The organism is Paraglaciecola psychrophila 170 (assembly GCF_000347635.1).
GTDB classification, from domain to species: Bacteria; Pseudomonadota; Gammaproteobacteria; order Enterobacterales; family Alteromonadaceae; genus Paraglaciecola; species Paraglaciecola psychrophila.
Genome location: NC_020514.1, coordinates 1,712,169 through 1,736,489, shown reverse-complemented (window position 1 = coordinate 1,736,489; position 24,321 = coordinate 1,712,169). Strand labels below are relative to the sequence as shown.

Annotated in this window: 15 protein-coding genes; 9 read left to right on the top strand and 6 right to left on the bottom strand. The window is 40.0% G+C overall.

Translation table 11 applies throughout. The features are described 5' to 3' along the window. The first annotated feature begins 8 nt into the window (after positions 1-8). Both C427_RS26295 and C427_RS07545 read left to right on the top strand, forming a co-directional pair. Positions 9-161 carry a hypothetical protein gene (locus C427_RS26295; RefSeq protein WP_007637542.1) on the top strand — a complete coding sequence of 51 codons (153 nt, stop codon included), beginning with the start codon at positions 9-11 and terminating at the stop codon, positions 159-161. Positions 162-304: 143 nt separating this feature from the next. Further along, on the top strand, positions 305-913 hold the full coding sequence (locus C427_RS07545) for a hypothetical protein (RefSeq protein ID WP_015430632.1): 609 nt from the start codon (positions 305-307) through the stop codon (positions 911-913). 310 nt (positions 914-1,223) lie between these two features. Here the strand turns inward: C427_RS07545 and C427_RS07540 are convergent, their stop codons facing one another. Next, positions 1,224-4,769 (bottom strand): ATP-binding protein, encoded by a 3,546-nt coding sequence (locus C427_RS07540; RefSeq protein WP_007637540.1) that lies wholly within the window; start codon positions 4,767-4,769, stop codon positions 1,224-1,226. A 39-nt stretch (positions 4,770-4,808) separates the two neighbouring features. Continuing rightward, the gene (locus tag C427_RS07535; protein WP_007637539.1) at positions 4,809-5,747 is read right to left on the bottom strand and encodes a GGDEF domain-containing response regulator; all 939 of its coding nucleotides are present in this window, start codon (positions 5,745-5,747) and stop codon (positions 4,809-4,811) included. Positions 5,748-6,156: 409 nt separating this feature from the next. Here C427_RS07535 and C427_RS07530 point away from each other — a divergent pair, with 409 nt between their 5' ends. Then, a complete protein-coding gene (locus tag C427_RS07530) occupies positions 6,157-6,552 on the top strand; it encodes a DUF3718 domain-containing protein (protein WP_007637537.1) in 396 nt (131 codons plus the stop codon). Positions 6,553-6,876: 324 nt separating this feature from the next. Here the strand turns inward: C427_RS07530 and C427_RS07525 are convergent, their stop codons facing one another. From C427_RS07525 to C427_RS07510, 4 genes are all read right to left on the bottom strand, one after another. Beyond that, complete coding sequence (locus C427_RS07525) at positions 6,877-7,794, bottom strand: alpha/beta fold hydrolase (protein WP_007637534.1); 918 nt, start codon at positions 7,792-7,794, stop codon at positions 6,877-6,879. A 110-nt stretch (positions 7,795-7,904) separates the two neighbouring features. Next, positions 7,905-9,704 (bottom strand): acyl-CoA dehydrogenase C-terminal domain-containing protein, encoded by a 1,800-nt coding sequence (locus C427_RS07520; protein ID WP_007637533.1) that lies wholly within the window; start codon positions 9,702-9,704, stop codon positions 7,905-7,907. 85 nt (positions 9,705-9,789) lie between these two features. Then, on the bottom strand, positions 9,790-10,971 hold the full coding sequence (locus tag C427_RS07515; RefSeq protein WP_007637531.1) for an acetyl-CoA C-acyltransferase: 1,182 nt from the start codon (positions 10,969-10,971) through the stop codon (positions 9,790-9,792). 55 nt (positions 10,972-11,026) lie between these two features. After that, a complete protein-coding gene (locus C427_RS07510) occupies positions 11,027-13,171 on the bottom strand; it encodes a 3-hydroxyacyl-CoA dehydrogenase NAD-binding domain-containing protein (protein WP_007637530.1) in 2,145 nt (714 codons plus the stop codon). Positions 13,172-13,409: 238 nt separating this feature from the next. Here C427_RS07510 and C427_RS07505 point away from each other — a divergent pair, with 238 nt between their 5' ends. The 6 genes from C427_RS07505 to C427_RS07480 all read left to right on the top strand — a co-directional run bounded on the left by C427_RS07505 (position 13,410) and on the right by C427_RS07480 (position 23,688). Continuing rightward, complete coding sequence (locus C427_RS07505; protein ID WP_007637529.1) at positions 13,410-14,321, top strand: haloalkane dehalogenase; 912 nt, start codon at positions 13,410-13,412, stop codon at positions 14,319-14,321. Between the two features lie 70 nt (positions 14,322-14,391). Next, on the top strand, positions 14,392-15,150 hold the full coding sequence (locus tag C427_RS07500; RefSeq protein WP_007637528.1) for an SDR family NAD(P)-dependent oxidoreductase: 759 nt from the start codon (positions 14,392-14,394) through the stop codon (positions 15,148-15,150). Between the two features lie 210 nt (positions 15,151-15,360). Beyond that, positions 15,361-17,010 carry a long-chain-fatty-acid--CoA ligase gene (locus C427_RS07495; RefSeq protein ID WP_007637527.1) on the top strand — a complete coding sequence of 550 codons (1,650 nt, stop codon included), beginning with the start codon at positions 15,361-15,363 and terminating at the stop codon, positions 17,008-17,010. Between the two features lie 179 nt (positions 17,011-17,189). Next, positions 17,190-19,766, top strand: coding sequence for a M1 family metallopeptidase (locus tag C427_RS07490; RefSeq protein WP_007637526.1), 2,577 nt, complete (start codon positions 17,190-17,192; stop codon positions 19,764-19,766). A 196-nt stretch (positions 19,767-19,962) separates the two neighbouring features. Continuing rightward, positions 19,963-22,179 carry a TonB-dependent receptor family protein gene (locus C427_RS07485; protein WP_007637522.1) on the top strand — a complete coding sequence of 739 codons (2,217 nt, stop codon included), beginning with the start codon at positions 19,963-19,965 and terminating at the stop codon, positions 22,177-22,179. A gap of 627 nt (positions 22,180-22,806) precedes the next feature. After that, entirely contained in the window at positions 22,807-23,688 is an 882-nt protein-coding gene (locus C427_RS07480) for a sigma 54-interacting transcriptional regulator (protein ID WP_007637520.1), read from the top strand. Positions 23,689-24,321 lie beyond the last annotated feature (633 nt).

Genomic DNA, 24,321 nt, shown 5'->3' with positions numbered 1-24,321 from the left:
TAAGCCTTATGAAAATCAATAAGGCTCAAATAAAACGCTCACAGTGTGCAAATCAAAAAGTCGAGTTGGGTAAAATTGACGATGCCGCAGCCGTAATGTTTTTTGCTCTGGCATACATTAAGTTTAACAATCTATACACTAAAAACAGCATCAAGCTATAAGTAAAAAGTATGGTCGAATTCATACTAAAAGCTGATTATTTTACGAAAGTTGGCCAGAAATAATCAAACAAAAAATGCCATGGTTCAACTATATTTTTGTTGCTATAGTATTTTAATTCGAAGTTTTAGGAACTCAATGAGATATGCTAAAGATGCCAATTTTAATTTTTGGGTTATTGATGTTTACGAGCTCAATGCTTATTGCAGAGCCACTTAGATTTGCGCAAATTACAAATTCCCCAGATCAAATTGTTGGTGCTGCAGTTCTTAAGGTTATTTATGCCAAAGCCGGTGTTCCTATCGAAATCATTCCTTTATCTGGCAAAAGGGCTCTCTTAGAATCTAGTCAAGGTCGATTGGATGGCGAAGTCCATCGTATATTGGAAATTGGTTCCATTTATCCAAGTCTGATTAAAGTCCCTACTGCAACTAATTATATCAAACAGACAATATTTTCTAAAAATAAAGAAGCTATCGTTGATGGCTGTGAGTCACTCAGAGGAAAGTTAGTAGGAAGAGCCCGAGGAGTAAGGCATGCAGAAATATGCACTCAAGGTATCGACAATGTGGCTGTTTTTCCTGACAGTAATAGTCTAATGAAGTCGTTAGATAGAGATATTGTAGACTATGCTATTACGTCTAATTTAAATGGCTTAGTTCAGTTGGAAAAACTGGGTATTAGCTCAGTTATTGCTTTAAAGCCAACCCTGGGAAAGAGACTACTTTTCCATTATTTACACAAAAAAGCATGAATACTTAATACCTGAGCTTGAAAGTATCATCTCTGCAATGACAAAGTCTGGTGAGCTCGACTTGATTAGGCAACAACAAATACAAAACATTTTAGCCCATACTCATAAATGAAATGAGGGTGATAATATTTCATTTATCCCATAATTTTTTCGGCTCAATACATAATATTTGGAGTCAAAACTTACAAAATTTTTCTTATCCCCCTCATCCCCCTTTTTGTGTTTAATGACATAAGCAGCTTATGGCTAAAAGAAAACACTCATTCATCTACGAGTCACTGGTAACGGTCTGGATTTTTAACTCTTTTTCTCATTCTTGTTCTTTTGTGAGAATTGACACGAAAGAAGCATAACTGTTGAGTACTGATTGATAACATTGCTCGAGTTTTTCTATCTCTGGTATTTTAGCTAGCTGCTCCATAGATGAAAACAACTGATGCAAATCGACCGCCCCTAAGTCGCCTGCAGAACCTTTTAATGAATGCGTAAGCTTAATAACGGCATCGAAATTTTTCTCTGTAATGGCCTGACCCAATGACTCAATTTTGTGCGGCGAGCTGTTCATAAAGATCTGGCATATTTTGTACAATAACGCTTCATTATTCATCAACCGCGTCAGTGCTGCCTGTTTATCCCACTCCAATATTTTAGAAGTGACAAGCATTCCACTCTCATCTTGCAATTGGCAGTCTGCATCATTGATAGGCGATTCATTCGTCGAGAGCTGTAATGATCTATCCAAGGGAGCCTGATACACAGTTAATATCCACTCAATAATTTTTGAAACAAGCAAATCGTGGTTGATAGGTTTAATGGTGAAATCGTCCATACCCGCCTCTAAACATTTTTCTCGTTCACCCAACATCGCATTGGCCGTCATGGCAATAATCGGGATAGTACTATATTGATCCCCCGGTATTCCCATACGGATCTGATGACTAGTATCGTAACCGTTTAAAACAGGCATTTGGCAGTCCATTAAAATGCAATGAAAAACGCGGTTTTGCTGTATTGATTGTTGTAATATATCCAAGGCTTCCTGACCATCCATAGCTTGCTCTATCTCTATGGGTAAGCTAGATAACATGCCCTTAGCGACTTCAAGATTAATTTTATTATCATCCACAACTAAGATCCGGGCACCTGTTATTTTGGATAAATTTTCAGCAGACGTTTTAAAATCGGCTTCTTTACTCAATTGATGCAAGTCATTCTTTTTATTCGTCACTCCCACTGCTGTTGCAAAGCCTTTTTGTAATAAGTCAGTTAACAACATTGGTTTATCAAGGCTCGCCGCGACTATATTATTAAGTGAAATTTTTATATCGGCACTTTTTTTAAGTAAAAAAACTTCGGGCGATTGTGTAGTGTTGCTGTCCCATTGTGACCATTTACGGTCTAAAATTGTGAGCTGAGGATATTGCTGGTCAATGATAATAAAATCAGGTTTCATTTCAGGAAACACATTATTTTCAGAGCTAAACCATTTTTCATAAGGCTTAGGTTCTAAGACGTCACCTGAGCAAGATTGAACCATACGTTGAATACTTTGATACACTTCGCTGTGTGGCACTAAAATTAAACACAATTTAGCCTTCAGGCTAGTTTCTTCAAGTTTTTGTTTACAATCAATCTGTGGCACCGTGATAGAAAAGCTAAATGTACTACCTTTATCTTTTTCTGAGCTAAAATCGATTTCTCCATTAAGCAAACTGACAAGTTGCTGACAAATAGCCAGTCCTAAACCAGCGCCATCATACTTAAACGCTGTCGCTGTATATTCTTGCGCAAAAGCAGTAAAAAGTTTGTGTTTGTTATTTTCGGTAATCCCCACACCAGAGTCACTCACAGAACAATGTAATATCAATTGTCCATCATCACAAAATTGACATGATGCTGAGACTTTAACAAAACCATTTTCAGTAAACTTAATCGCATTGATGATCAAATTACTGAGAATTTGTGAAAAACGGTGCGCATCGCTGACGAGAGATTCGCAATGTAAGTCTGTTACATCGACAATAAATTCCAAGCCTTTTTCTTGCGCTTTAATGGCCATGGTACAACATAAATTTTGAATGAGGTCGATCGGATTAAAAGCTTGAAAATCCACATCTAACTTACCCGCTTCAATTTTAGATAGATCTAATACGTCATTAATCAGAGCAGACAAGTTATCCACACTCACATCAGTCATCTCTAAGTAACGTTTTTGGTTATCTGATAGACTTTCATCCTTAATCAACTTTAAGGTGCCAATAATACCGTTTAATGGGGTACGAATTTCAGGGCTAATATTTGAAATAAAAGTACTTTTGGAATGGCTGTTTTTTTTCAGTTCTTTTGTTTTATTGGCTACTTTTTGTTCTAAATCTGCATTTTCCTGTTTAATCTTCATTTCTGCTATATGTTCATTGGTTATATCTCGGACAATAATTGCTACACCCTGAACATCAGATGCAAAGTCAGTAATGGCTGAAAAAGATAAGGACAGAAACACCGAATTTTGATCTTTAGTTATAGTCACGTCTGCATTTTGCTGAGTATTACTTCGGGATAGTTTATCAATAATATCCAACACTTGAATATTCTGGAAAAGACCAAGTTCAGCCATTGTTTTACCTTTGGCATACTCTTCATTATATCCAAATAATAGATCGGCGGCCCGGTTCCAACTGATCACCACGGCTTCTTTCGTTATACCTATTATTGCATCATGAGAGCCACCCACTATAGCCGCTGATTGAGCTTTGGCTTCAGATAATTGCTGGGTTCTTTTCATACTTCGATTAAATACACTGAGTACGAATAACAATATGGCTGTGACAGCCACTAAAAATGAATAAACACTGGTTCTACGTCTCATTTCTAAATTGTTTACATCACTTTGGAACTCGATCAATCTAGCTAATAAATATCCCTGATCTATACCTCCTGAAATCACTATTTTTTGAGTCAAAGCAAAATAAGAAGTTTGCTGATCTTCAATGTCTAATATCCGAGTAAAATCATTAGAAAGATACTCTAGTGTCTGAAAACTTGTATCCCACGTTTTTGTAGGGGCGAGATCTCGACTGAAATTATGGGTGTCTTTAGGAGTGATTAAAAAATATCCCTCATGATCTGTAAGCATCAACTCAATAGGAGGAACTACCATACTTTCTAACGAATTCAGCAGTGGTTCGGCATGAATATTAACAATCAAAAAACCAAATCGTTGTCCTAACTCATCAAATATAGGTAAAGATAGGCGCAACATCGGGTTGTAAGGAAATTCTATCTTGCCAAACTCTCTGTTCAGAGAAATACTCGACATATAGATTTCTCTATCAGATAATTGTGCACTAGAGTCAAAATAATCACGGCCACTTTTACTCTGTAAATTCCGGTCCTCAATAACCTTTATTTCCCCTCCTATACGATCGGCTCTAACCAGTTCCATACCTTGTTCTGTGATAGCAATAATACGTAATTGTTGATATACAATATTATTCTGTAAAAAAGCCACAAAAATGGTTTCTAAGCGTTTTTTCCATTGAGAATAAGACGTCCGCTCTAAGGATTCAATTCCTGCACTATTTAATGAGCGAGGCAAGCCTGAGACCGGTGGAGTGGTATGTAAAAAACGTAAATCATTACGATATTCAGATAATCTTTCCTGAATTTGGCTCTCAATTTGTTCGCCCGTATCCTCTAAGGTAGTTTTTACCTCTGTCATAACAGATGCAGATAAGCGAGACTCAAACACAAGAACAGATACCGTTACCACAACAAAAACGACTAGCAGAGAAAAAGGTAAAAAGTGCTGCAGTACTTTAATTTTAAATCGAAGAAAAATGAGATCTAATTGAAACATCTACAGATCGTCCTCTGCAATAAAAATCAACCACACCAGCTATGACTTGGTTACATAAGTCGAAAAACGATTCCTACCAAGTTGCTTAGCAACATACAGAGCTTCGTCAGTCTTAGCTAAGGTATTAACTAATGAGGTATTTTTACTTCTACTTATAGTGTGAATACCAATGCTAACAGTGACGACTTTAAATTCCGACAGCTTGTGTTCAATAGCCAAATCGTTCACCATTTTAAGCATTAAATTTGCAATTTTTTCAACTCCTTTATGGTCTGTATCCGGTAATAAACATAAAAATTCTTCTCCACCATAACGTATCGCCATATCTGTGGGCCGTTGTAAACTATCTTTTATCGCACGTGCTAAACGTTTAAGACATTCATCCCCCTCTAAATGACCATAGGTATCGTTATAACCTTTGAACCAGTCTACATCTATCATCATTAAGCTCAGAGGCTGATTAGAGCGATTGACATGTGATGTGAATTTTTCCATCACATCTTCGAGTAGATGCCGGTTATATAGTCCAGTCAAGCCGTCAACAAACGATATTCTGCGTAATAAGTCGGATTGTAACTTAAGGGTTAAGTGAGATTTGATTCTGTTACGAAGCGTTACGCCGTTGACGGGTTTAGCCACAAAATCAACACACCCAGCTTCCCAACAGCGGTTTTGATCATCCTGATCATGCATCGACGTTATAAAAATAATGGGTATATGCTGTGTTTGAGTATTAATTTTTAGGGTTATACAGGTTTCAAGACCAGAAATACCATCCATCACGACATCAAGCAGAATAAGGTCTGGCGGCTGAACATCACAAAATTTTAAAGCGCTTTCACCGGAGTGCACTATTTTAGTTTGATATAAGCCTGAGAGTAGATCCTCAATTACCATCGCATTAATAGGGTCATCTTCAACAATCAATATCAGTGATTCAGCTAATGACAACTTTTGCTCGACAATATATTGATTCAACTTATCCTCCCGTTATTCTAATAGTTAGGCGAGTAATAATTTAAGCATACTCTTTTATCGTCACATGAGGATAAAATTTATAAGTGCTTTTAACGTTACTCAATAAGCGCGTTAAACTATTTACCTACAAAAAACATTTTTAATATCAAAACCGTTATATTTAATTTTACCCTGCCCTCAATTAAATGCCCTTTTGCTAATCGATTGAAGCAGTCACGATAGACGGAGATTAAAGCCCGAGTATTTAGTCAACTTTAAACACAAAGGATTAAGAATTCTCTACACCGCAAGGTTATGAACTCACATACCTAAGTATCATCTCACAGGTTTTTTAATCGGTTCAGATAGTTTTTAATGATTATTAACGTAGCAATGGCTGCAAATAATCTAAAAAACGAGGAACTTAACCATGTTGAAAATTGTTAAAACTTCTATCGCCATCGCAACCGCTTCTTTACTTTTTGCTAGCAACGCTCAAGCCGACGTTAGCGATGCTTTACAAAATATCTGCACTATCGTGAAAGCAGATGACAAAGGCGAACTACGCAAAAAAATGAAACGTGTTCAGTCTGACTTTAGAATGAAGTTAAAAGATTACTACACAGGTGTTACTTGTGGTGGTAACAGCCTTATCCGTACCGCTATGCTTAACGATGCAGTGGAAACAGGTACCTTAATGGTTAAGAAAATGCCAAAGGGTGACTTAAGCTCACCAGAACAAGATGGCAAAACAGTATTGATATGGGCTTCTGAAAACGGCTTAGATGCATCACCTATTGTTGCGGCTCTTAACGACAGAATATAAGCAATGTACTTTGCATCCGGTCGCCATACTCTATGAGTCGGTAACCAGTTATTAAAATGAATTGTTCTTGAACGAACTTGGCGACGGCCATTGGAATGTTCAACATGGAAGGTGAGTTGCTTATCCTGCTCACCTTTAAAAAGGGCCTCTTTTGAGGCCGTTTTTTTATCTGAATACAAATCAATTTTTGCCCTCTGTGCAGCGAAGCGCTTTTTTACACCACAGAGGAAAAAAAACATCTATTGTTTAGCGTTTTGAAGCACATTTTCTCTTTGTAGCTTAGCGGACTGCGCCAAACGCTATGAGTTCCCTGTGAAGAGCGTATTATGTGGATTTCAGAAAATTATCTATTTCTGCATTCACTTCGTTGGGCAATTCATGTTGTAACCAATGACTGGCATCAGGAAAGCGTTTAATCCGCACGTCAGGCACATATTCCTCGACACCATCGACAGTCTCTTTAACAAAGGCTTGGTCTTGTTCGCCCCATAATATTAATGTTGGGCAAGTGATGCGAATGTTAGGAATTTTCATTTGTGTTGCTGCTACCACAGGTCCATTTCCAGCACCCATTTCTTTCTCAGAAGGAGCTAACTGCGGCATAGCTCGGTAATATTGCAACATACCATTAACAGCACCAGGCTGAGCCCATACCTTTTCATAAACCTTGCGTTGTGTGTTACTCAATGTGCCTTCGCGCATTCCAATGAGGATCTTGTCTTTGAGATATTTGTAGTTGTTATTTGATACCTTTTCAACACCATTAGGCGCGATTAAATCGTGTATATATTCACTTTTTTGCCGTTGCTCAGCATTATGGATCATTTCCCGTGTAAAAGTACTGGGGTGAGCAGCATTGAGTATCACCAATCTATCGATAAGTTGCGGGAAAAAGGCGGTAAGCGGCCATGCAATAACGCCCCCCCAGTCGTGTGCCACTAAGATTATCTTCTGTTGCGGTGCCACACATTGGATAAACTTGGCTATAAACTGAATTAGGTTGGGCACTTCGAAAAAAGTGTTTTCTTGTGGCTTGCCACTTAAGTTATAACCAGGCAAGTCAGGCGCGATCACTCGATAATTATTGGCAAAATAATCAAGTTGTGCATGCCATGTACCCCAGAATTCTGGAAAGCCGTGTAAAAAAATAATAGTCTGCCGTGGCGACTGACTAACATTATCTTCGCCTGCTTCAACATAATGCACATTAACGTTTTCAATGTCGATTGTGTGATGTTTCATTATTCTGTTCACCTTTCAAATTAATCCGCTTAATTAAAAAAGGCGGACATTTTTATATGTCCGCCTTTTTATATTTCCCAACCTAGCTTCTTATTATTTTTTACCGAAGCCTAAACTATGTTGAACTGCTCTTCTTCCATATTCATTAGATTATCAGCACCAGATTCCATGGCAGAAACTAAAGAACGGGTACGAGTTAATAAACGGTCAAAATAAAACTTAGTGGTATGTAACTTCGCTTGGTAGAACTCTGGATCACTTGTGCCTTCATCAAGTTTTTGCTGAGCAACAACAGCCATTTGAAGCCAAAAATAGCCAACCACTACATAACCTGAATACATCAGATAATCGACAGACGCAGCACCTAATTCAGCAGGGTTTTTAGCTGCTCGATGCATAATATCTTCAGTAATCTGATGCCATTCATCGATATGTGTATCGATACTGTTAGACCAAGCATTAAACTGACTTTTATCACGAATACTTTTACAGTATTCTTTCACTTCGTTAGTGAATACTGTAAGCAATTTACCATTAGAACCCACTACTTTTCTGGCCAATAAATCAATCGCCTGAATACCTGTGGTGCCTTCGTACATAGTACAAATACGAGTATCACGGGCGAGTTGTTCCATGCCCCATTCTCTGATAAAGCCATGCCCACCAAATACCTGCATACCGTAGCTAGTCGTTTCTTGGGCTGTTTCAGTTAAGAATGCCTTCACAATCGGAGTTAACAATGCAAGTTTAGATTCTGCAAGTTGTTTAGCACCTTCATCTTGATTAGCCTGTGAAATATCAACTAATTTCATGGCGTATACAGCTAATGCTCTATTACCTTCTGCGAAAGCTTTTTGAGTCAATAACATGCGGCGTACGTCAGGATGGTTAATAATCGGATCTGCAGGGCCGTCAGGGTTTTTAACGCCAGTCATGGCTCTAAACTGTAAACGGTCTTTGGCGTAAGCTAAAGCGCCTTGAAACGCAGCTTCAGAGGCAGACAAACCCTCTAGACCCGTTCCAATTCGTGCCGTATTCATAAAAGTGAACATGCAGTTAAGTCCACGATTTTCAGTACCGACAAGGTAACCCTTAGCATCATCAAAATTGATCACACAAGTTGCCGAGCCTTTGATACCCATTTTGTGTTCAATAGAGCCACAAGTGACACCGTTTCTGTCTAACTTTTCGCCTTCAGGGCCTGCATGGAATTTAGGTACTACAAACAACGAGATACCTTTAGTGCCACTTGGCGCATCGGGTAAACGTGCAATTACGATATGCACAATGTTATCCGACATATCATGCTCACCTGCAGAGATGAAAATTTTGGTGCCAGTTAAGCTATAACTTCCATCATCATTCTTTACTGCTTTACATTTCAGCATACCTAGGTCAGAGCCACAATGAGATTCAGTCAAACACATAGTGCCTGTCCAGTGACCACCAATTAGGTTATTCAAAAACATTTTTTGCTGCTCATGCGTGCCATGCTCTTTTAAGGTTTCGATACAACCTTGACTGAGCCCGGGGTACATAGCCCAAGAGTGATTCGCCGAGGAAAACCACTCTGCCATCACACTGCCTAAAGAGTAAGGTAAATTCTGCCCACCTAGTTCTTCTGGGTGTGTCATACCTGTCCAGCCACCATCAACATATTGTTTGTAAGCTTCTTTGAAACCTGCAGGAGTGGTCACTACGCCGTCTTCCCATTTACAGCCTTCTTCATCACCGTTGGCATTAATTGGCGCTAACACATTTTCGGCGAATTTAGCGGCTTCTGAAAAAATGGCTTCGACCATATCAGGCGTAGCATCTGTAAATCCCAAATCGGCATAATGTTTTTTAAAACCTAATAATTCGTTCATCACGAATAAGGCTTCTTTTTGTGGGGCTTTAAAATATTGCATAACGTACCTCTTAAATCTCTTTCTTAATCGTTTGCTTTTTGTTGCTTGTAGCTCATATCGAACGGCTAGAAGCTCTCAGCATCTTTTAATAAACTTCAAATAAACCTGCAGCACCCATTCCGCCACCGATACACATGGTGCACACAACAAATTTAGCACCACGGCGCTTACCTTCAATCAGTGCATGACCAACCATACGTGCGCCACTCATTCCGTAAGGATGACCTACAGAAATAGCGCCACCGTTTACATTTAAAATACTGTCATCAATACCTAACTTGTCACGGCAATATAAAACTTGTACCGCAAAGGCTTCGTTCAGCTCCCACAATCCAATATCATTCATCGTTAAGCCGTGCTGCTTGAGTAATTTTGGAATAGCGAAAACCGGACCAATACCCATTTCATCAGGTTCACAACCTGCCACAGCAATACCGCGATAAGCACCTAATGGTGTCAAGTTTTGTTGTTCAGCTAACTTGCTGCTCATTATTACACTGGCAGATGCGCCGTCAGATAACTGACTAGCATTACCTGCAGTGATAACACCACCTTCGATAACAGGCTTTAAATTTTGTAAACCTTCTAATGTGGTTTCAGCACGGTTGCCTTCATCTTTACTCAAAGTCACTTCTTGAAAGCTTTCAACTTTCGTTTCGCGGTCAATGATTACTTTGGTTGCAGTTACGGGCACAATTTCATCATCAAATTTACCTGCAGCCTGAGCCGCTGCCGTGCGCATTTGGCTGCGATAAGCATATTCGTCTTGCACATCACGACTAATACCATAACGAGCAGCGACCACTTCAGCTGTTTGTAACATTGGCATATAGATATTTTTATGCATTTTAGCCAGGGCTGGGTCAACGATACGATGAGTATTCATTGCCTTGTTTTGCACTAAACTAATCGAATCAAGTCCACCAGCAACCATTACTGGCACGTTGTCTGTAATGATGTGTTTTGCCGCTGTAGCAATTGCATACATTCCTGAGCTACATTGGCGGTCAAGAGTCATACCTGACACTGACGTGGGTAAACCACCAGCTAAACCAGCCATACGTCCTATATTCATGCCGCCACTACCTTGAGTTAAGGCACTGCCCATGATCACATCATCTACACTGGCAGGATCAATACCAGACTTCCTTACTGCTTCACGGATAGCATGGCCACCTAAACTTGGCGCTTCCAGGTTATTAAACGCGCCTTTATAGGCACGGCCGATGGGAGTTCTAGCGGTTGATACAATGACTGCTTCTTTCATAATATTCTCTTTAATACATTCTATAATTCGTTAATGGTAAGACAATGTCCGGTGACTAAAGGTCAGAGAAACGTTTGCCTTGCTCAGCTAATTTTTTCAATAATGGAGCAGGTTCAAACCAGTTTTTACCATGTTCACCCAACTCATCGCGATATTTGCACATTGCGTCATATACTGTTTTCAAACCTATTTCATCAGCGTACTGCATTGGTCCTCCGCGATAAACAGGGAAGCCATAGCCATACACATAAATCACATCTATATCGCTCGACTTGGCAGCAATACCTTCTTCTAAAATCAACGCACCTTCATTGATCATTGGAAAGATAATGCGTTCAATGATTTCTTGATCGCTGATATCACGTTGCGCTACACCTAAATCTGCAGCAACCTGCTTCGCTAACTCAAGTACACTTGGATCAGGAATGGGTTTACGGCTACCCGCTTCGTACAAGTACACACCTTTACCGACTTTTAATCCTACTCTGCCCTGCTCTACTAGCTTGTCAGCTAAGATGCAGTAGCTTGGGTCGTGCTTGATAAATTCGCGGCGTGATTCACGCACAAAGGCACCAATATCTTGACCAGCCATATCACCCATTGTGAAAGGCCCCATAGGCAGACCAAAGTCATAAATGACTTTATCGATGTGCTCCGGTGTGCCCCCTTCAAGCATCATGCGGTTGGCTTCACGGCCATATCCTTCAATCATACGATTGCCGACAAAACCAAAACAAACTCCAACTAATACAGCAACCTTGTTTATTTTCTTAGCCATCTTCATAGTGGTTTTAATGACTTCAGGAGAGGTTTTGCTGGTTTTAACTACCTCAAGCAACTTCATCACGTTAGCTGGACTAAAGAAATGTAACCCAATCACATCTTCAGGGCGTTTAGTGGCTTCACCGATTTCATCAATGTCTAACGTAGAGGTGTTAGAGGCTAAAATAGCGCCAGGCTTACACACTGCATCCAAAGCCTTAAATACTTCTTGTTTAACCGACATTTTTTCAAATACCGCTTCAATCACAAGGTCCACATTGCACAATGCTGCGTATTCTGTGGAGCCAGTTAACAGTCCCATTCTGTCTTCGACTTGCTGTGCAGTGAGCTTGCCTTTTTTAGCTGAGTTTTCGTAGTTCTTACGAATGAGCGCCAAACCCTTATCTAAAGCATCTTGTTTAAGCTCAAGCATGATCACAGGAATACCTGCGTTCGCAAAGTTCATAGCGATGCCGCCACCCATGGTGCCTGCACCAATAATGCCCACTTGTTTGATATCTCTTACTGGTGTTTCTTTATCAAAATCTTTGACATGAGATGCTGCACGTTCAGCAAAGAAGAAATGCTGCTGCGCGCGCGCTTCTTTAGAACGCATACATTCCATAAACAATTCGCCTTCGCGAATTAAACCCTGAGCAAAAGGTAATTCGACCGATGCTTCTACAGCTTGGATACACCGTTCAGGTGCAAAGAAACCTCTGGCCTTGGTCGCTAAACCTTGACGATATTGGGCAAATAATTCCTTTGGTGCACTACTAACATCAATTTTCACATCGCAGGTTTTACGTACTTTGCTGCCATCAGCAATCACTTTTTCGCAAAACGCCAATGCACTTGTAAGCAATGTTTCTGGACTATCGACCACAACATCAAATACACCAGGTAACTTATCAGCAGCAACTGGGCGACCAGAAACAATCATGTCTAGTGCTTGCTGTACACCTGCCAATCGGGGCAAACGTTGTGTTCCGCCGGCACCAGGTAAAATACCTAGGTTAACTTCAGGCAATCCGACTTTGTTAGACGCGAACGTCAATCTGTAATGACAAGATAAAGCTACTTCCAGACCGCCGCCAAATGCGGGACCATTCAAAACTGCAACTACTGGCTTGGGTGAATTTTCAATTACATCTAATACTGCTGGCAAATTAGGCTCTAAATCACCACCTGAAAATTCGCTGATATCAGCTCCGCCCGAAAACAAACTCTGCTTCGAAGAAATAACTATCACTTGAACCGACTCATCAGCAATAGCCGCATTTAAATGCTTGATAAGTCCAACACGTACAGATTTAGACAATGCATTTACAGGGGGATTCTGCATCCATAACACCGCAACTTTATTTGCAGATGGAGTTTCAATTAGTTCGTAGTTTACCGCGTCACTATTGACTGTTTTTGATTCGACTTGACTCATGTAGACCTCTTACCAGCTTAATATTTGTGAAGGATATTAGGCTACCCTTCCCAATCATTCTAATTTATTGGTTTTATACTGCAGAATAAGCAGCCTTTATTGGTGTAGCTAACCTAAGCACTGCTTCTATTCACTAAATGGATGATCTTGCATTAGTCTGAGCAAGTTGACTTTTCACAGTACTTTTGGTGTTCTACAATACGAATATTTTACAACTTCGTTACATTGAGAGACACCATTGCAATTTTTGACTACTCCTGAACATTGTTTTGAACAAATAACAGACTTTTGTTACCCCCCTCAATTTTTGCAGGTTGATGACTTTGAAGGCGGCTCCTTAAAACTTCATTATGTAGATGAAGGTCCAAGGGATGCCAATATAGTTTTAATGCTGCACGGTGAACCTAGTTGGTCATACTTGTATCGCAAGATGATAAATCCATTAGTTTCAGAAGGTTATAGAGTAATAGCTCCAGATTTAATTGGCTTTGGAAAGTCTGATAAACCAACTGAAAGAAGCGACTATACCTATCAGCGACATCTTGATTGGGTACGCCAAGTCATTATTCAATTAGACCTAAAAGATATAACGTTAGTTTGTCAGGATTGGGGCGGATTATTGGGGTTACGCTTAGTAGCAGAACATCCTGATGTGTTTTCACGTGTTTTGGCAGCCAACACAATGCTCCCTACTGGCGACCATTCACCCAACGAAGCATTCTTAAATTGGCAAACGTTTTCGCAACAGGTAGAAGTGTTTCCAGTAGCTGGGGTTATAAAAGGAGCCACTGTTACGTCACTCAGTCCTGATGTACTTGACGCCTATAACGCACCTTTTCCTGATGAAACTTATAAGGCAGGTGTTAGACAGTTTCCTTTGCTGGTTCCAACCACACCAGAAGATCCAGCAAGCGAAGCCAACAGACAAGCTTGGCAAATACTGCAACAATTTAATAAGCCTTTTATCACCGCTTTCAGCGATTCAGATCCTGTTACGGCCGGTGGAGACAAGATCATGCAAAAATTGATCCCAGGCTGTAAAGGTCAAGCGCATACGACCATTGAAAAAGGAGGTCACTTTTTACAAGAAGATCAAGGTGAAAAACTAGCTGAAGTATTACTAAACTTTATGAATGCCAATCCTTTATAAGCGCGTTTTATAAAGAGTTTAAATAAATAACTGATTTAAATTTTCAAATAAAAAGAATAGGAACAATTTAGTGGATGAATTATTAGATTTTACCGGAAAAGTAGCATTGATTACCGGAGCAGGAGGCGGTTTTGGTCGATTGTTAGCTCAAGGGCTGGCTAAACGTGGATGTAAATTGGTGATAAGTGATATCAACCAACAAAACTTAGATGAGACGCTTGCTTCATTACCCGATCAGGACAACGCAATGTCGATGTTGTGTGATGTTTCCAAAGAGCACGATTGCAAAAATATGGTCGACAAAGCCTTAGAAAAGTTTGGCCGAGTGGACATTGGCGTCAACAATGCTGGCATTGCCCACGATTTAACTCCCTTACATAAATTGACTGAAGATACCCTACATAGCCAATTTAACGTCAACGTGAATGGCGTGCTGTTTGGTATGAAATATCAAATTGAGGCGATGCTGAAACAAGGCGAAGGCCATGTGTTAAATATCAGTTCTCTAGCGGGTTTAGGCGGTGCGCCAAAAGGCGGCGCTTATGCAGCAGCTAAACATGCAGTAGTAGGTTTAACCAGAACGGCAGCAGTGGAATATGCAAGAAAAGGCGTCCGCTGCAATGCAATTTGCCCCTTCTATAGTCCCACCGCTATTTTAGGTGAATATGCATCAGAAGAAGGTCAAGCTCAATTGGCCAGAGGTACACCTATGAAACGTTTATCTACCCCCCAAGAAGTAGTGAATGCCATGTTATTGATTTTGTCTCCGGGTAATTCGTATATGACGGGGCAGACTATCGCCATCGATGGCGGCGTGACTGCTTGGTAGTAAATAGCCACAAGCTACAAAAAATTTTAAACCACAGAATACAAAAATAGTGCCGAGTGCCGAATGTAAAGTACCGCGACCAGAGAAAAAGACAACTTAGTTCTTTTACCATTTTCTCTGCTCAGCTAGACCTCAGTGCGCAGCATGCGGAGTCAACTGTGGTGAGACAGCATTTGTATTTAAAGACATTAGTTAATTTAAAGGAAAAATATGCAAGCTTTGATGATGAACTCCCAATTGATGATTTCTTCAATATTACGCCATGCAGACAAGAACTTTCCAGATTCGGAAATTGTGTCTGTAACAGCAGATAACCCAAGACATAGACATACTTACAAGGACTTTGCTAATCGTAGTCGTCAGTTGGCCAATGCTTTAGCCGAACTAGGTGCTAAATTTGGTGATCGCATCGGCACCTTAGCTTGGAACGATTACCGTCATCTCGAACTTTATTATGGGGTATCTGGCAGTGGCATGGTGTGTCATACCATCAATCCTAAATTGTTCCCTGAGCAAGTTAACTACATTATCAATCATGCAGAAGACAGGTTTATCTTTGTTGATTTGTTGGTCGTACCTTTACTCGAAGCACTACAAGATCATCTTCCTAAGGTTGAGGGTTATATCATTTTAACCGATGAAGCCCACATGCCTAAAACAACGTTACCTAACGTATTCTGTTACGAAACACTTTTAAGTAAGCAGTCCACTTCCTTTGATTGGCCTGAATTCGATGAAAATACTGCCAGCGCCATGTGTTATACCTCTGGTACTACGGGCAACCCTAAAGGTGTGGTGTATAGCCACCGTTCTACACTTCTGCATGCATTAGGCGGCAGCATGCCAGACGTAGTCGCAGCTTCTTATAAAGAAACCACTTTACCCATAGTGCCTATGTTCCATGTTAATGCCTGGGGCGCACCTTATGCAGCATTAATGGCAGGTTCAAAAATGGTGATGCCAGGGCCTAAAATGGCCGATGGTGAATCACTACAAAATCTGATTGAAACCGAAAAAGTCACGTTTAGTTCTGGTGTACCTACCATATGGTTAGCTTTATTGGACTACCTAGATAAAACAGGTAAAACCATACCCACCCTTACACGCGCTAGCGTTGGTGGCGCGGCTTGCCCTAGGATCATTATCGAAAGATTTAAACATCAACATGATGTAGAAGTTATCCAAGGCTGGGGTATGACCGAAACCAGCCCACTTGGCACTATTTACTGCAAAAAATCCGGCATGGAAGATTTATCTGAAGAAGAAGAGATCGACTTACAATGTTTACAAGGTCGAGGTGTATTTGGTATAGAAATGCGTATCGTTGACGATAGTAATCGTGAATTACCATGGGATGGTGTCGCCTTTGGGGCTCTTAAAGTGCGAGGCCCTTGGGTTTGCAGTGGTTATTACGGTTTATCTCAAGTACCTGGCTCAGAAGGATGCCCTGTAGATGAACTTGGCTGGTTTGATACAGGTGATGTCGCCACTATTAACCCACAAGGTTATTTACAAATTACTGACCGTACCAAAGATGTGATTAAAACTGGTGGTGAATGGGTAAGTTCCATAGAAATTGAAAATGCAGCAGTGAATCATCCAGACGTAGCCGAAGCTGCAGCGATTGGACGTTATCATCCGAAATGGACAGAACGCCCACTACTAGTAGTGGTCCGTCAAGCAGGAGCAAGTTTAACCACCGATGAGCTGTTAAAGTATTTAAGCAACACTCTGCATAAAATATCGATGCCTGACGATGTGGTGTTTGTTGACGAATTGCCGCATACCGCCACAGGCAAACTCAATAAATTAGCTTTGAGAAAAAGCTTAGCGGATTATCAGTTTCCTATCATCGCTTAAACACATTGAGTTCAGATAAAGGCGCATTAGCGCCTTTTTTTATAAGCGTTTCTAGCACTCAACTCATTATCAATACACATTTATTAACCATTTCAAGATTGCATTTTTTGATATTTTATCTAGTGTGCATCGGTTATAGCCATTTTGGCTCACTATAAAAGATACTTTCAGGGAACTACATGAAGCTTAAACATCTATGTTTATGGCTTATGTTAAGTATGACTGCTTCAGTCAACAGCTATGCCAAAGAAACTGCTTACCGATTATCCACATTTATAAAACCTAGTTTTCAACAAATCACACTGAAGGTTGACCCAGATAGCCCCGTATTTAGTGGTGAAACAGCCATTACGATTGATGTTACAAAGGCCACTGATACGATTGGTTTTTACCAAAAAGAGCTGAATATCCAACAAGCTTATTTGAGTAAAGGTGATACCCGTATACCACTTACGGTTACGTCCCATGAATACGAAATTCAACACGCCAAAGCCAACCAAAATATTACAGCTAATCGCTACACTTTGCATATTGTGTTTGATGGAAAATTTAATACCACATCAGATGGCATGTATTTGTCAAAGTTTGAGGGGCTGAACTATATTTTTACGCAATTTGAAGATATGTACGCGAGACGAGCTTTTCCAAGCTTTGATGAGCCTGGGTTTAAAATTCCTTATCAAGTAACGATCATGTCCCCTGAAAAACATACCGTTTTATCGAATACTTTAGTGAAAAAACGCACACTAAAAGACGGTTGGCAGACAGTAGAATTTAATAAAACCAAACCAATGCCTTCTTATTTAGTGGCCTTAGCGGTGGGAGAATTAGACTCCTATGACATTCTAAGTTTAAGCGTACCAAGTAAAATATACACACCTAAGGGGCAGGCTCAGCGAACCAAATTTGCTGCCAAAAACACAGCTGGAATTTTACAAAACCTAGAACGTTATTTTGGTACACCTTATCCATATGAAAAACTAGATTTTATAGCCGTACCTAATTTTACTTTTGGCGCGATGGAGAACGCTGGCTTAGTGACCTATCGCAGTAGTTTATTATTACTTGAAGACGAACCCCGCTTAGCCGAACAAAGCAGCACGTTAAACGTGATTGCCCACGAATTAGCCCATATGTGGTACGGCAACTTAGTCACCATGGCATGGTGGGATGACTTATGGCTTAACGAAGCGTTCGCTTCGTGGATGGCCAGTAAAGTGATGATGGACCTGTACCCGGAGCAAAACTTTATAGGACGATTAGTACAAGAAGGTGCATTTGGTGCTGACGCAAGCCCAACAGTAAGGCCGGTTAAGAAAGTGGTGAAGAGCCAAACGGATGTAATGGACGGACTCGGCTTGAATTACAGTAAAGGTGAGTCTATTTTGCAACTTATCGAGTCTATGGTGGGCGAAAAATCCTTTCAAAAAGGCATACAAATGTACATGAAAAACAACGCTTGGCAAAATGCTCAGGCCGATGACCTATGGAAAGTATTATTCACTGTAGCCGATTTCGATGTACCTGCCATGATGAAAACTTACCTAGAGCAGCCGAGCTATCCATTAATTGAGTTTGCTGCAAATGGAGAGGTTAGCCAGTCTCGATATCATCTAGAAGGTGCAAAAGTCGAACCACAAACTTGGATTGTGCCTCTTGCTATTCGTTACAAGAAAAATGGTAAAGTATCCCGCACTAATTTGTTCCTAAATGAGGCCAAAACAACCGTTAGTGAACTTGCTGAGGCAGATTGGATTTTCCCCAACGAAAACGCCATGGGTTATATGCGCTGGAAAGTGTCAACTAAGCAAATCTCAGCCTTACTTAAGGATATGTCACTATTAAATGTACGAGAGAAAAAATCCCTACTGTATAATATTGAAGCATTGTTCTCTGCAGGTGAAATTGAGTTAGACGAAATGATGGCGGCCATGGATGCCTTAGTTGACGACAGCGACCCGATGATTGGTAGTGCCGTTGTGGCTACGATGAATGACTTTCTATATCTGGTAGATGTCAATAATGAGGCGATGTTCGGTCAATTTGTTACTAAAAAACTCACGCCTTGGTTCGAACGTTTAGGTGTAGTCGACCAACCCGACGACTCAACCGATACAACGCGTTTACGGGGCTCGGTGTACGGTATGTTAAGTCGCTATGCAAACACGCCTCAGGTAGAACAGGTCAGTACTGAGCTCGCTAATAAATACTTGGCTGACCTCACAAGCGTGCCAAGGAGTATCGCCACCAGAGCATTAAGAAATATGGCTCGTTTTAGTGAGCAAGACTGGTTTACTAAGCTCAAAGATTATTACATCAGTCATTCGGATGCGAGCACGCGAGGCACAATTAGCCGAGCGATGATATTCATCAATGAGAATAAAATCGAGAAAACCTTAGACTTTGCTTTGTCGGAACATGTTAGTCCTGCTAATACGATTAATACTGTGTATACAGCAATGAGTGGATTGGATGATCACACTATGTTTTATGCTTGGATGGACAGAAACTTTACAGCATTATCCAAGAAAATGCCCGCCTATCACATGGCCAGAATGCCAGAGTACTTCTCAACCTCTTGTGATGCAGACAATATCAAACTCGCCGAAAAGTTCTTTGCAGATAAAAAAGCAAACTTTGAGGGTATGGCTCGCAGCTATGATATAGCCATCTATTCAGCCAAGCAGTGTGTATCGACAAAGGAAGCCAACCAAGATAGTTTTAACCGTTACTTGAAGCAAGTAACTGAAGCTTAATGGTTTGAGGACCCATGACTTCAAAAATAAGAACCGACATTTTGTCGGTTTTTTGATATCCATTATTTGATTCAACAAATTTACACCTCTTATTAAGAATCATTTGCATTTAGATTAATATTTACTTATTATCCTGCCCAGACAAATTATTTCCTTTTAACGTTTTATCCTTGACGCATCTATAGGTAGTTTATTCATGAAAAAGAACATTCTAGCATCCACCATTGCCCTTACATTATTGGCAAATAGTGCCATTGCACATTCTCCAAAAACCGCAGACGAAACCGTCACTATTTACGGTAGCGCAACAAGTGCACAAGCAGCTACGGGCGCTGCTCAATATATTGGTGAGGAGGAACTGGCTAAATTTGTTTACAGCGACATTCAAAGAGTTATTCGTCAAATTCCAGGTGTATCAGTACAAGTTGAAGACGGCTACGGTTTGCGACCAAACATCAGTATTCGAGGTGTGGCAACAGAGCGTAGTGGCAGAATCACCCTACTTGAAGATAATATCCTGATTGCACCGGCTCCTTACTCTGCTCCGTCAGCGTATTATTTCCCTACTATTGGCAGAATGAGTGCCATCGAAGTAGTGAAAGGCCCTGCAGCGATTACTCAAGGGCCTTACACTATTGGTGGCGCATTGAATATGGTGTCTACACCTATTCCAGAAACACGTGGCGGGCAAGTCACATTAGAAGCAGCACAAGATGCAACCTATCGCTTACATGCTAATTTTGGCGACAAACTCGATAACGGTTTTGGATATCTAATAGAGGCGCACCAATGGCAGTCTGATGGTTTTCAAGATATAGACCGAAGTGACATCAATACAGGTTTAGACGTAACCGATTTCACTGCAAAGCTAGCCTATGCGCCCACAAATTCAGCGCACAGTGTTGAGCTAAAGTTACAAATGACTGAGCAAGGCTCCGAACAGAGTTATTTGGGGTTAACAGATGTTGATTTCAACCAAAAGAGTACTAGACGTTATGGCTTGTCTGAACTTGATAATATTTCAACTGAACATAGCCAAGTCATTTTACGATATGGTTTTGAAATCAACTCTAATTTGAACTTCACAGCAACAGCCTATAATAATGAACATGAGCGCAATTGGTTTAAAACTGAAGGCATTGATTTTGATGGCAGTGATAACGCGCAAGACTTTTCTCGCAATAGTTGGGCAAATGTTATTTCCGCATTGAATAATAATGAAAGCCTCAATGGTATTAGCACCACCCAGCTGCAGGGTATATTAGATGGCGATATTGATACTGCCCAGGGTAGTATTCAATTACGCTCTAATGCTCGTGAATATTACTCACGCGGCGTTCAGTTTGGTTTGTATTGGGATCAAACAATAGGTGAGGTCAAACATCAGTTAGAAGTGGGTTTAAGAGTGCATGAAGACGAAGAAGATCGTTTACAGCGTAACAGTACTTACCAACAAGTTAACGGTAAGTTGCAACTTAATGATTTCGGTGAATTAGGCAATGCCGGAAACAGAATACAAGAAGCACAAGCTTTAGCATTACATGTATACGATCGTATCGAATTTGGCGATTGGGTGTTAACACCGGGTGTACGTTTTGAAGATATTCAACAAAAACGTACCCGTTTTAATGACGGCGAAACACGTACTTTTCGGGATGACCGTGAAAATGATACTCAGGTTGTTTTACCCGGCTTAGGTGCCTTGTACAAAATGGATGACAACTGGACATTAGTAGCAGGCGCCCATAAAGGATTTACCGCCCCAAGCAACTCACCCAACGTTAGAGAAGAAAAAGCTATTAACTATGAACTTGGTTTTCGCTTTGCCAACAATACCTTAAATGCAGAAGCCATTTATTTCCTAAGTGATTACGACAACCTTTTAGGTGAATGTACTGCTTCATCTGGCAGTAATTGTGAAATTGGCGACGCCTTTAATGGGGATGCCGCAACGGTACAAGGTATTGAATTTATACTGAAAACCGCACTCACTGAATTTAATGGCATCAGAGTTCCATTGAGTATCACCTACACATATATCAACAGTGAATTTGATACCGATATTGCCGACACTGCCTTTTTTGGTGATGTTAGTGCAGGTGACTCAATTCCGTATATCCCAGAAAACCAAGGCCAAATATCCCTTGGTTTAGAAGCGAATAATTGGTCAGTATATGCAAACGCAGTATATGTAGATGAAGTCTGTGTTCGCGCATCCTGTGCGGTGTTTGAGAAAACCGATAGCAGCCTTACACTCGACATCAGTGGTAACTATCAAGTGTCTAATGAATTAAAATTATTTGCACGTATCGAAAACTTAACTGACCAACAAGATATTGTCAGTAGACAACCTTACGGAGCCCGCCCCAATAAAACACGTACGTTCTCCGTAGGAGCGCAATATAGTTTTTAATCCAGCAAACGCATAACGTCGAGCATAAAAGAACATCATATCGATAAGTAAAAACCCAGTATTTACTGGGTTTTTAGCTATACAAATTAAAGTTATTCCGCACTGCGCTCCAACATATGTGCAACGAGAATCACAAATTAGCCAAATCAATGAACATATATGTGTTTATGATCCTTACAACCGTATCTAAAGTGTTATATGAAATTACAATGTGTTTCTTTTGCCCACTTCGTTGTGGGCTTATTTTATCTAAAATTAAGTCGCCCTTATTTTTTAGAGTCGCAGATACCGTGAGGAAAAACACCTACGAATAGGTTCGGAGCCAACTGTTAATTATTATCAAGTAGCTATCGACTAAAGTTTCCAGTTTTTAATCCGTTATAATGGGGATTTTCCATTTCTTTCAACAAGTTAACTCTATCAATAAAAAAACGCATAAAACCTATTTTCATATGCCTTTTAAAGCTTTCAAAAATAGAGTTGTATTCCTATAATTTTTAGCCTGAGACTAGTGTTTACATAGTCTGCAGATAGATACAGTATTTTTAAAATTTATTCTTTTAGCGACTCACCGCAGATACTTATCAATCACCCTTTCACGGTATGATTTTGCATGGAATGCAAAAAATGAAGAACAAATCAGAATATTTAGCAGACCTATTTATCGGCCAATCCATTAATTTTGTCGATGTTATTCAGCGTATACAAAAAATAGCGGAATTTCCGGTGCCTGTTTTTGTCTATGGTGAAACCGGCACAGGCAAAGAACTCTGTGCCCAAGCTATTCATAAGTTAAGCAATCGAAGTAGTAAGCCATTTGTGGCTATAAATTGCGGTTCAATCCCGGATACTTTAATCGAAAATGAACTGTTTGGGCATGTTAAAGGCGCATACACTGATGCTCAGTCAACCAGCGGAGGCGTGATTGCGCATGCCAATGGCGGCACCTTGTTTCTAGATGAAATAGACACACTTTCTCCAAAAGGCCAAGTTAGTTTACTTAGGTTTATTCAAGAAAAAGAATATAAACCTTTGGCCACTGATCAGTCCTTTCATTCTGACGTTAGAATAATCAGTACCACTAATGCCGATATCCAATCAAAAATTAACAGCGGTGAGTTTCGGCAAGATTTGTATTTTCGACTAAATATAATGGATGTACATCTTCCACCACTTAGAGCGAGAGGTCGGGACGTTGAATTATTAGCAAACTACTTTATTCACAAACACTGTAATGTACACCACATCCCTGAAAAAACGATTCATCCGGATGCAATTGAAAATCTTCATAAATATCCTTGGCCTGGCAATGTTAGAGAGCTTGAGCATGCTTTGTTAAAAGAAATCTTATTGGCTGAAACAACAACGTTGTATCTCAATAATATTGAATCTCAGCATTTCAAGCAGCAACATGATTTACCGCAAATGAAAGCAATTTTTGATTTGAGTTTTAGGGATGCAAAAGAAAAAACAGTCATGAAATTTGGAAAAACTACTTGGATAATATAATGAAAAAAACGGCTGAAAATTTAACAAAAGCGGCAGAATTAGCAGGTACTGAAAGAAGAACATTTGGAAAACTGCTTAAAAAAACATGGGCTCATTCGAGGTTATTACGCTAGTTTTTTTTGTTAATTCTCGATTATCCTTATACCTCACCTTTGAGCACTCTTTCGAGCACGCTTTCACTTAGAGTTAATATTAACTCGGTAGTATCTTTATCTGTTTAGTATTTTCTCCTAACTGCTAAAAATATATTTTGGTGATGTTTATTTGATAAAGCAGTTTAACTAACCACGTCAACATTTAGCCAGAAGTACATCGAAGCTTCTTGCGTCATAGCGAAGTAAGAGCGAAATATTATAAGGAAAACGATATAACATCCGCCAATCAACGAGCCATTGCCCATGCTTAACTTTTGCCGAAAGAGTTTTCGTGGAGCAAAGAATTGGCCAAAGCTATTTTAATTTATCTAAGTTGATCTAAGTTAATCTAATTCTATTTACCACAGGTATAAATTTGAAGTTCCCAATGTATACTTTATACCAGCTTAATTGCGATTTTTTTTTGCCTATTAAACACTATAATCTCCGAGTCTTTGTTTAAGTTGATGTGAATACAATGATGAAAACTATTGGACTA

What these genes read in the sequence shown, in the direction of transcription:
- C427_RS26295 (WP_007637542.1), top strand. Translation starts at nt 9, where the DNA reads ATGAAAATCAATAAGGCTCAAATAAAACGCTCACAGTGTGCAAATCAA.
- C427_RS07545 (WP_015430632.1), top strand. Translation starts at nt 305, where the DNA reads ATGCTAAAGATGCCAATTTTAATTTTTGGGTTATTGATGTTTACGAGC.
- C427_RS07540 (WP_007637540.1), bottom strand. Translation starts at nt 4,769, where the DNA reads ATGTTTCAATTAGATCTCATTTTTCTTCGATTTAAAATTAAAGTACTG.
- C427_RS07530 (WP_007637537.1), top strand. Translation starts at nt 6,157, where the DNA reads ATGTTGAAAATTGTTAAAACTTCTATCGCCATCGCAACCGCTTCTTTA.
- C427_RS07525 (WP_007637534.1), bottom strand. Translation starts at nt 7,794, where the DNA reads ATGAAACATCACACAATCGACATTGAAAACGTTAATGTGCATTATGTT.
- C427_RS07520 (WP_007637533.1), bottom strand. Translation starts at nt 9,704, where the DNA reads ATGCAATATTTTAAAGCCCCACAAAAAGAAGCCTTATTCGTGATGAAC.
- C427_RS07515 (WP_007637531.1), bottom strand. Translation starts at nt 10,971, where the DNA reads ATGAAAGAAGCAGTCATTGTATCAACCGCTAGAACTCCCATCGGCCGT.
- C427_RS07510 (WP_007637530.1), bottom strand. Translation starts at nt 13,171, where the DNA reads ATGAGTCAAGTCGAATCAAAAACAGTCAATAGTGACGCGGTAAACTAC.
- C427_RS07495 (WP_007637527.1), top strand. Translation starts at nt 15,361, where the DNA reads ATGCAAGCTTTGATGATGAACTCCCAATTGATGATTTCTTCAATATTA.
- C427_RS07490 (WP_007637526.1), top strand. Translation starts at nt 17,190, where the DNA reads ATGAAGCTTAAACATCTATGTTTATGGCTTATGTTAAGTATGACTGCT.
- C427_RS07485 (WP_007637522.1), top strand. Translation starts at nt 19,963, where the DNA reads ATGAAAAAGAACATTCTAGCATCCACCATTGCCCTTACATTATTGGCA.
- C427_RS07480 (WP_007637520.1), top strand. Translation starts at nt 22,807, where the DNA reads ATGAAGAACAAATCAGAATATTTAGCAGACCTATTTATCGGCCAATCC.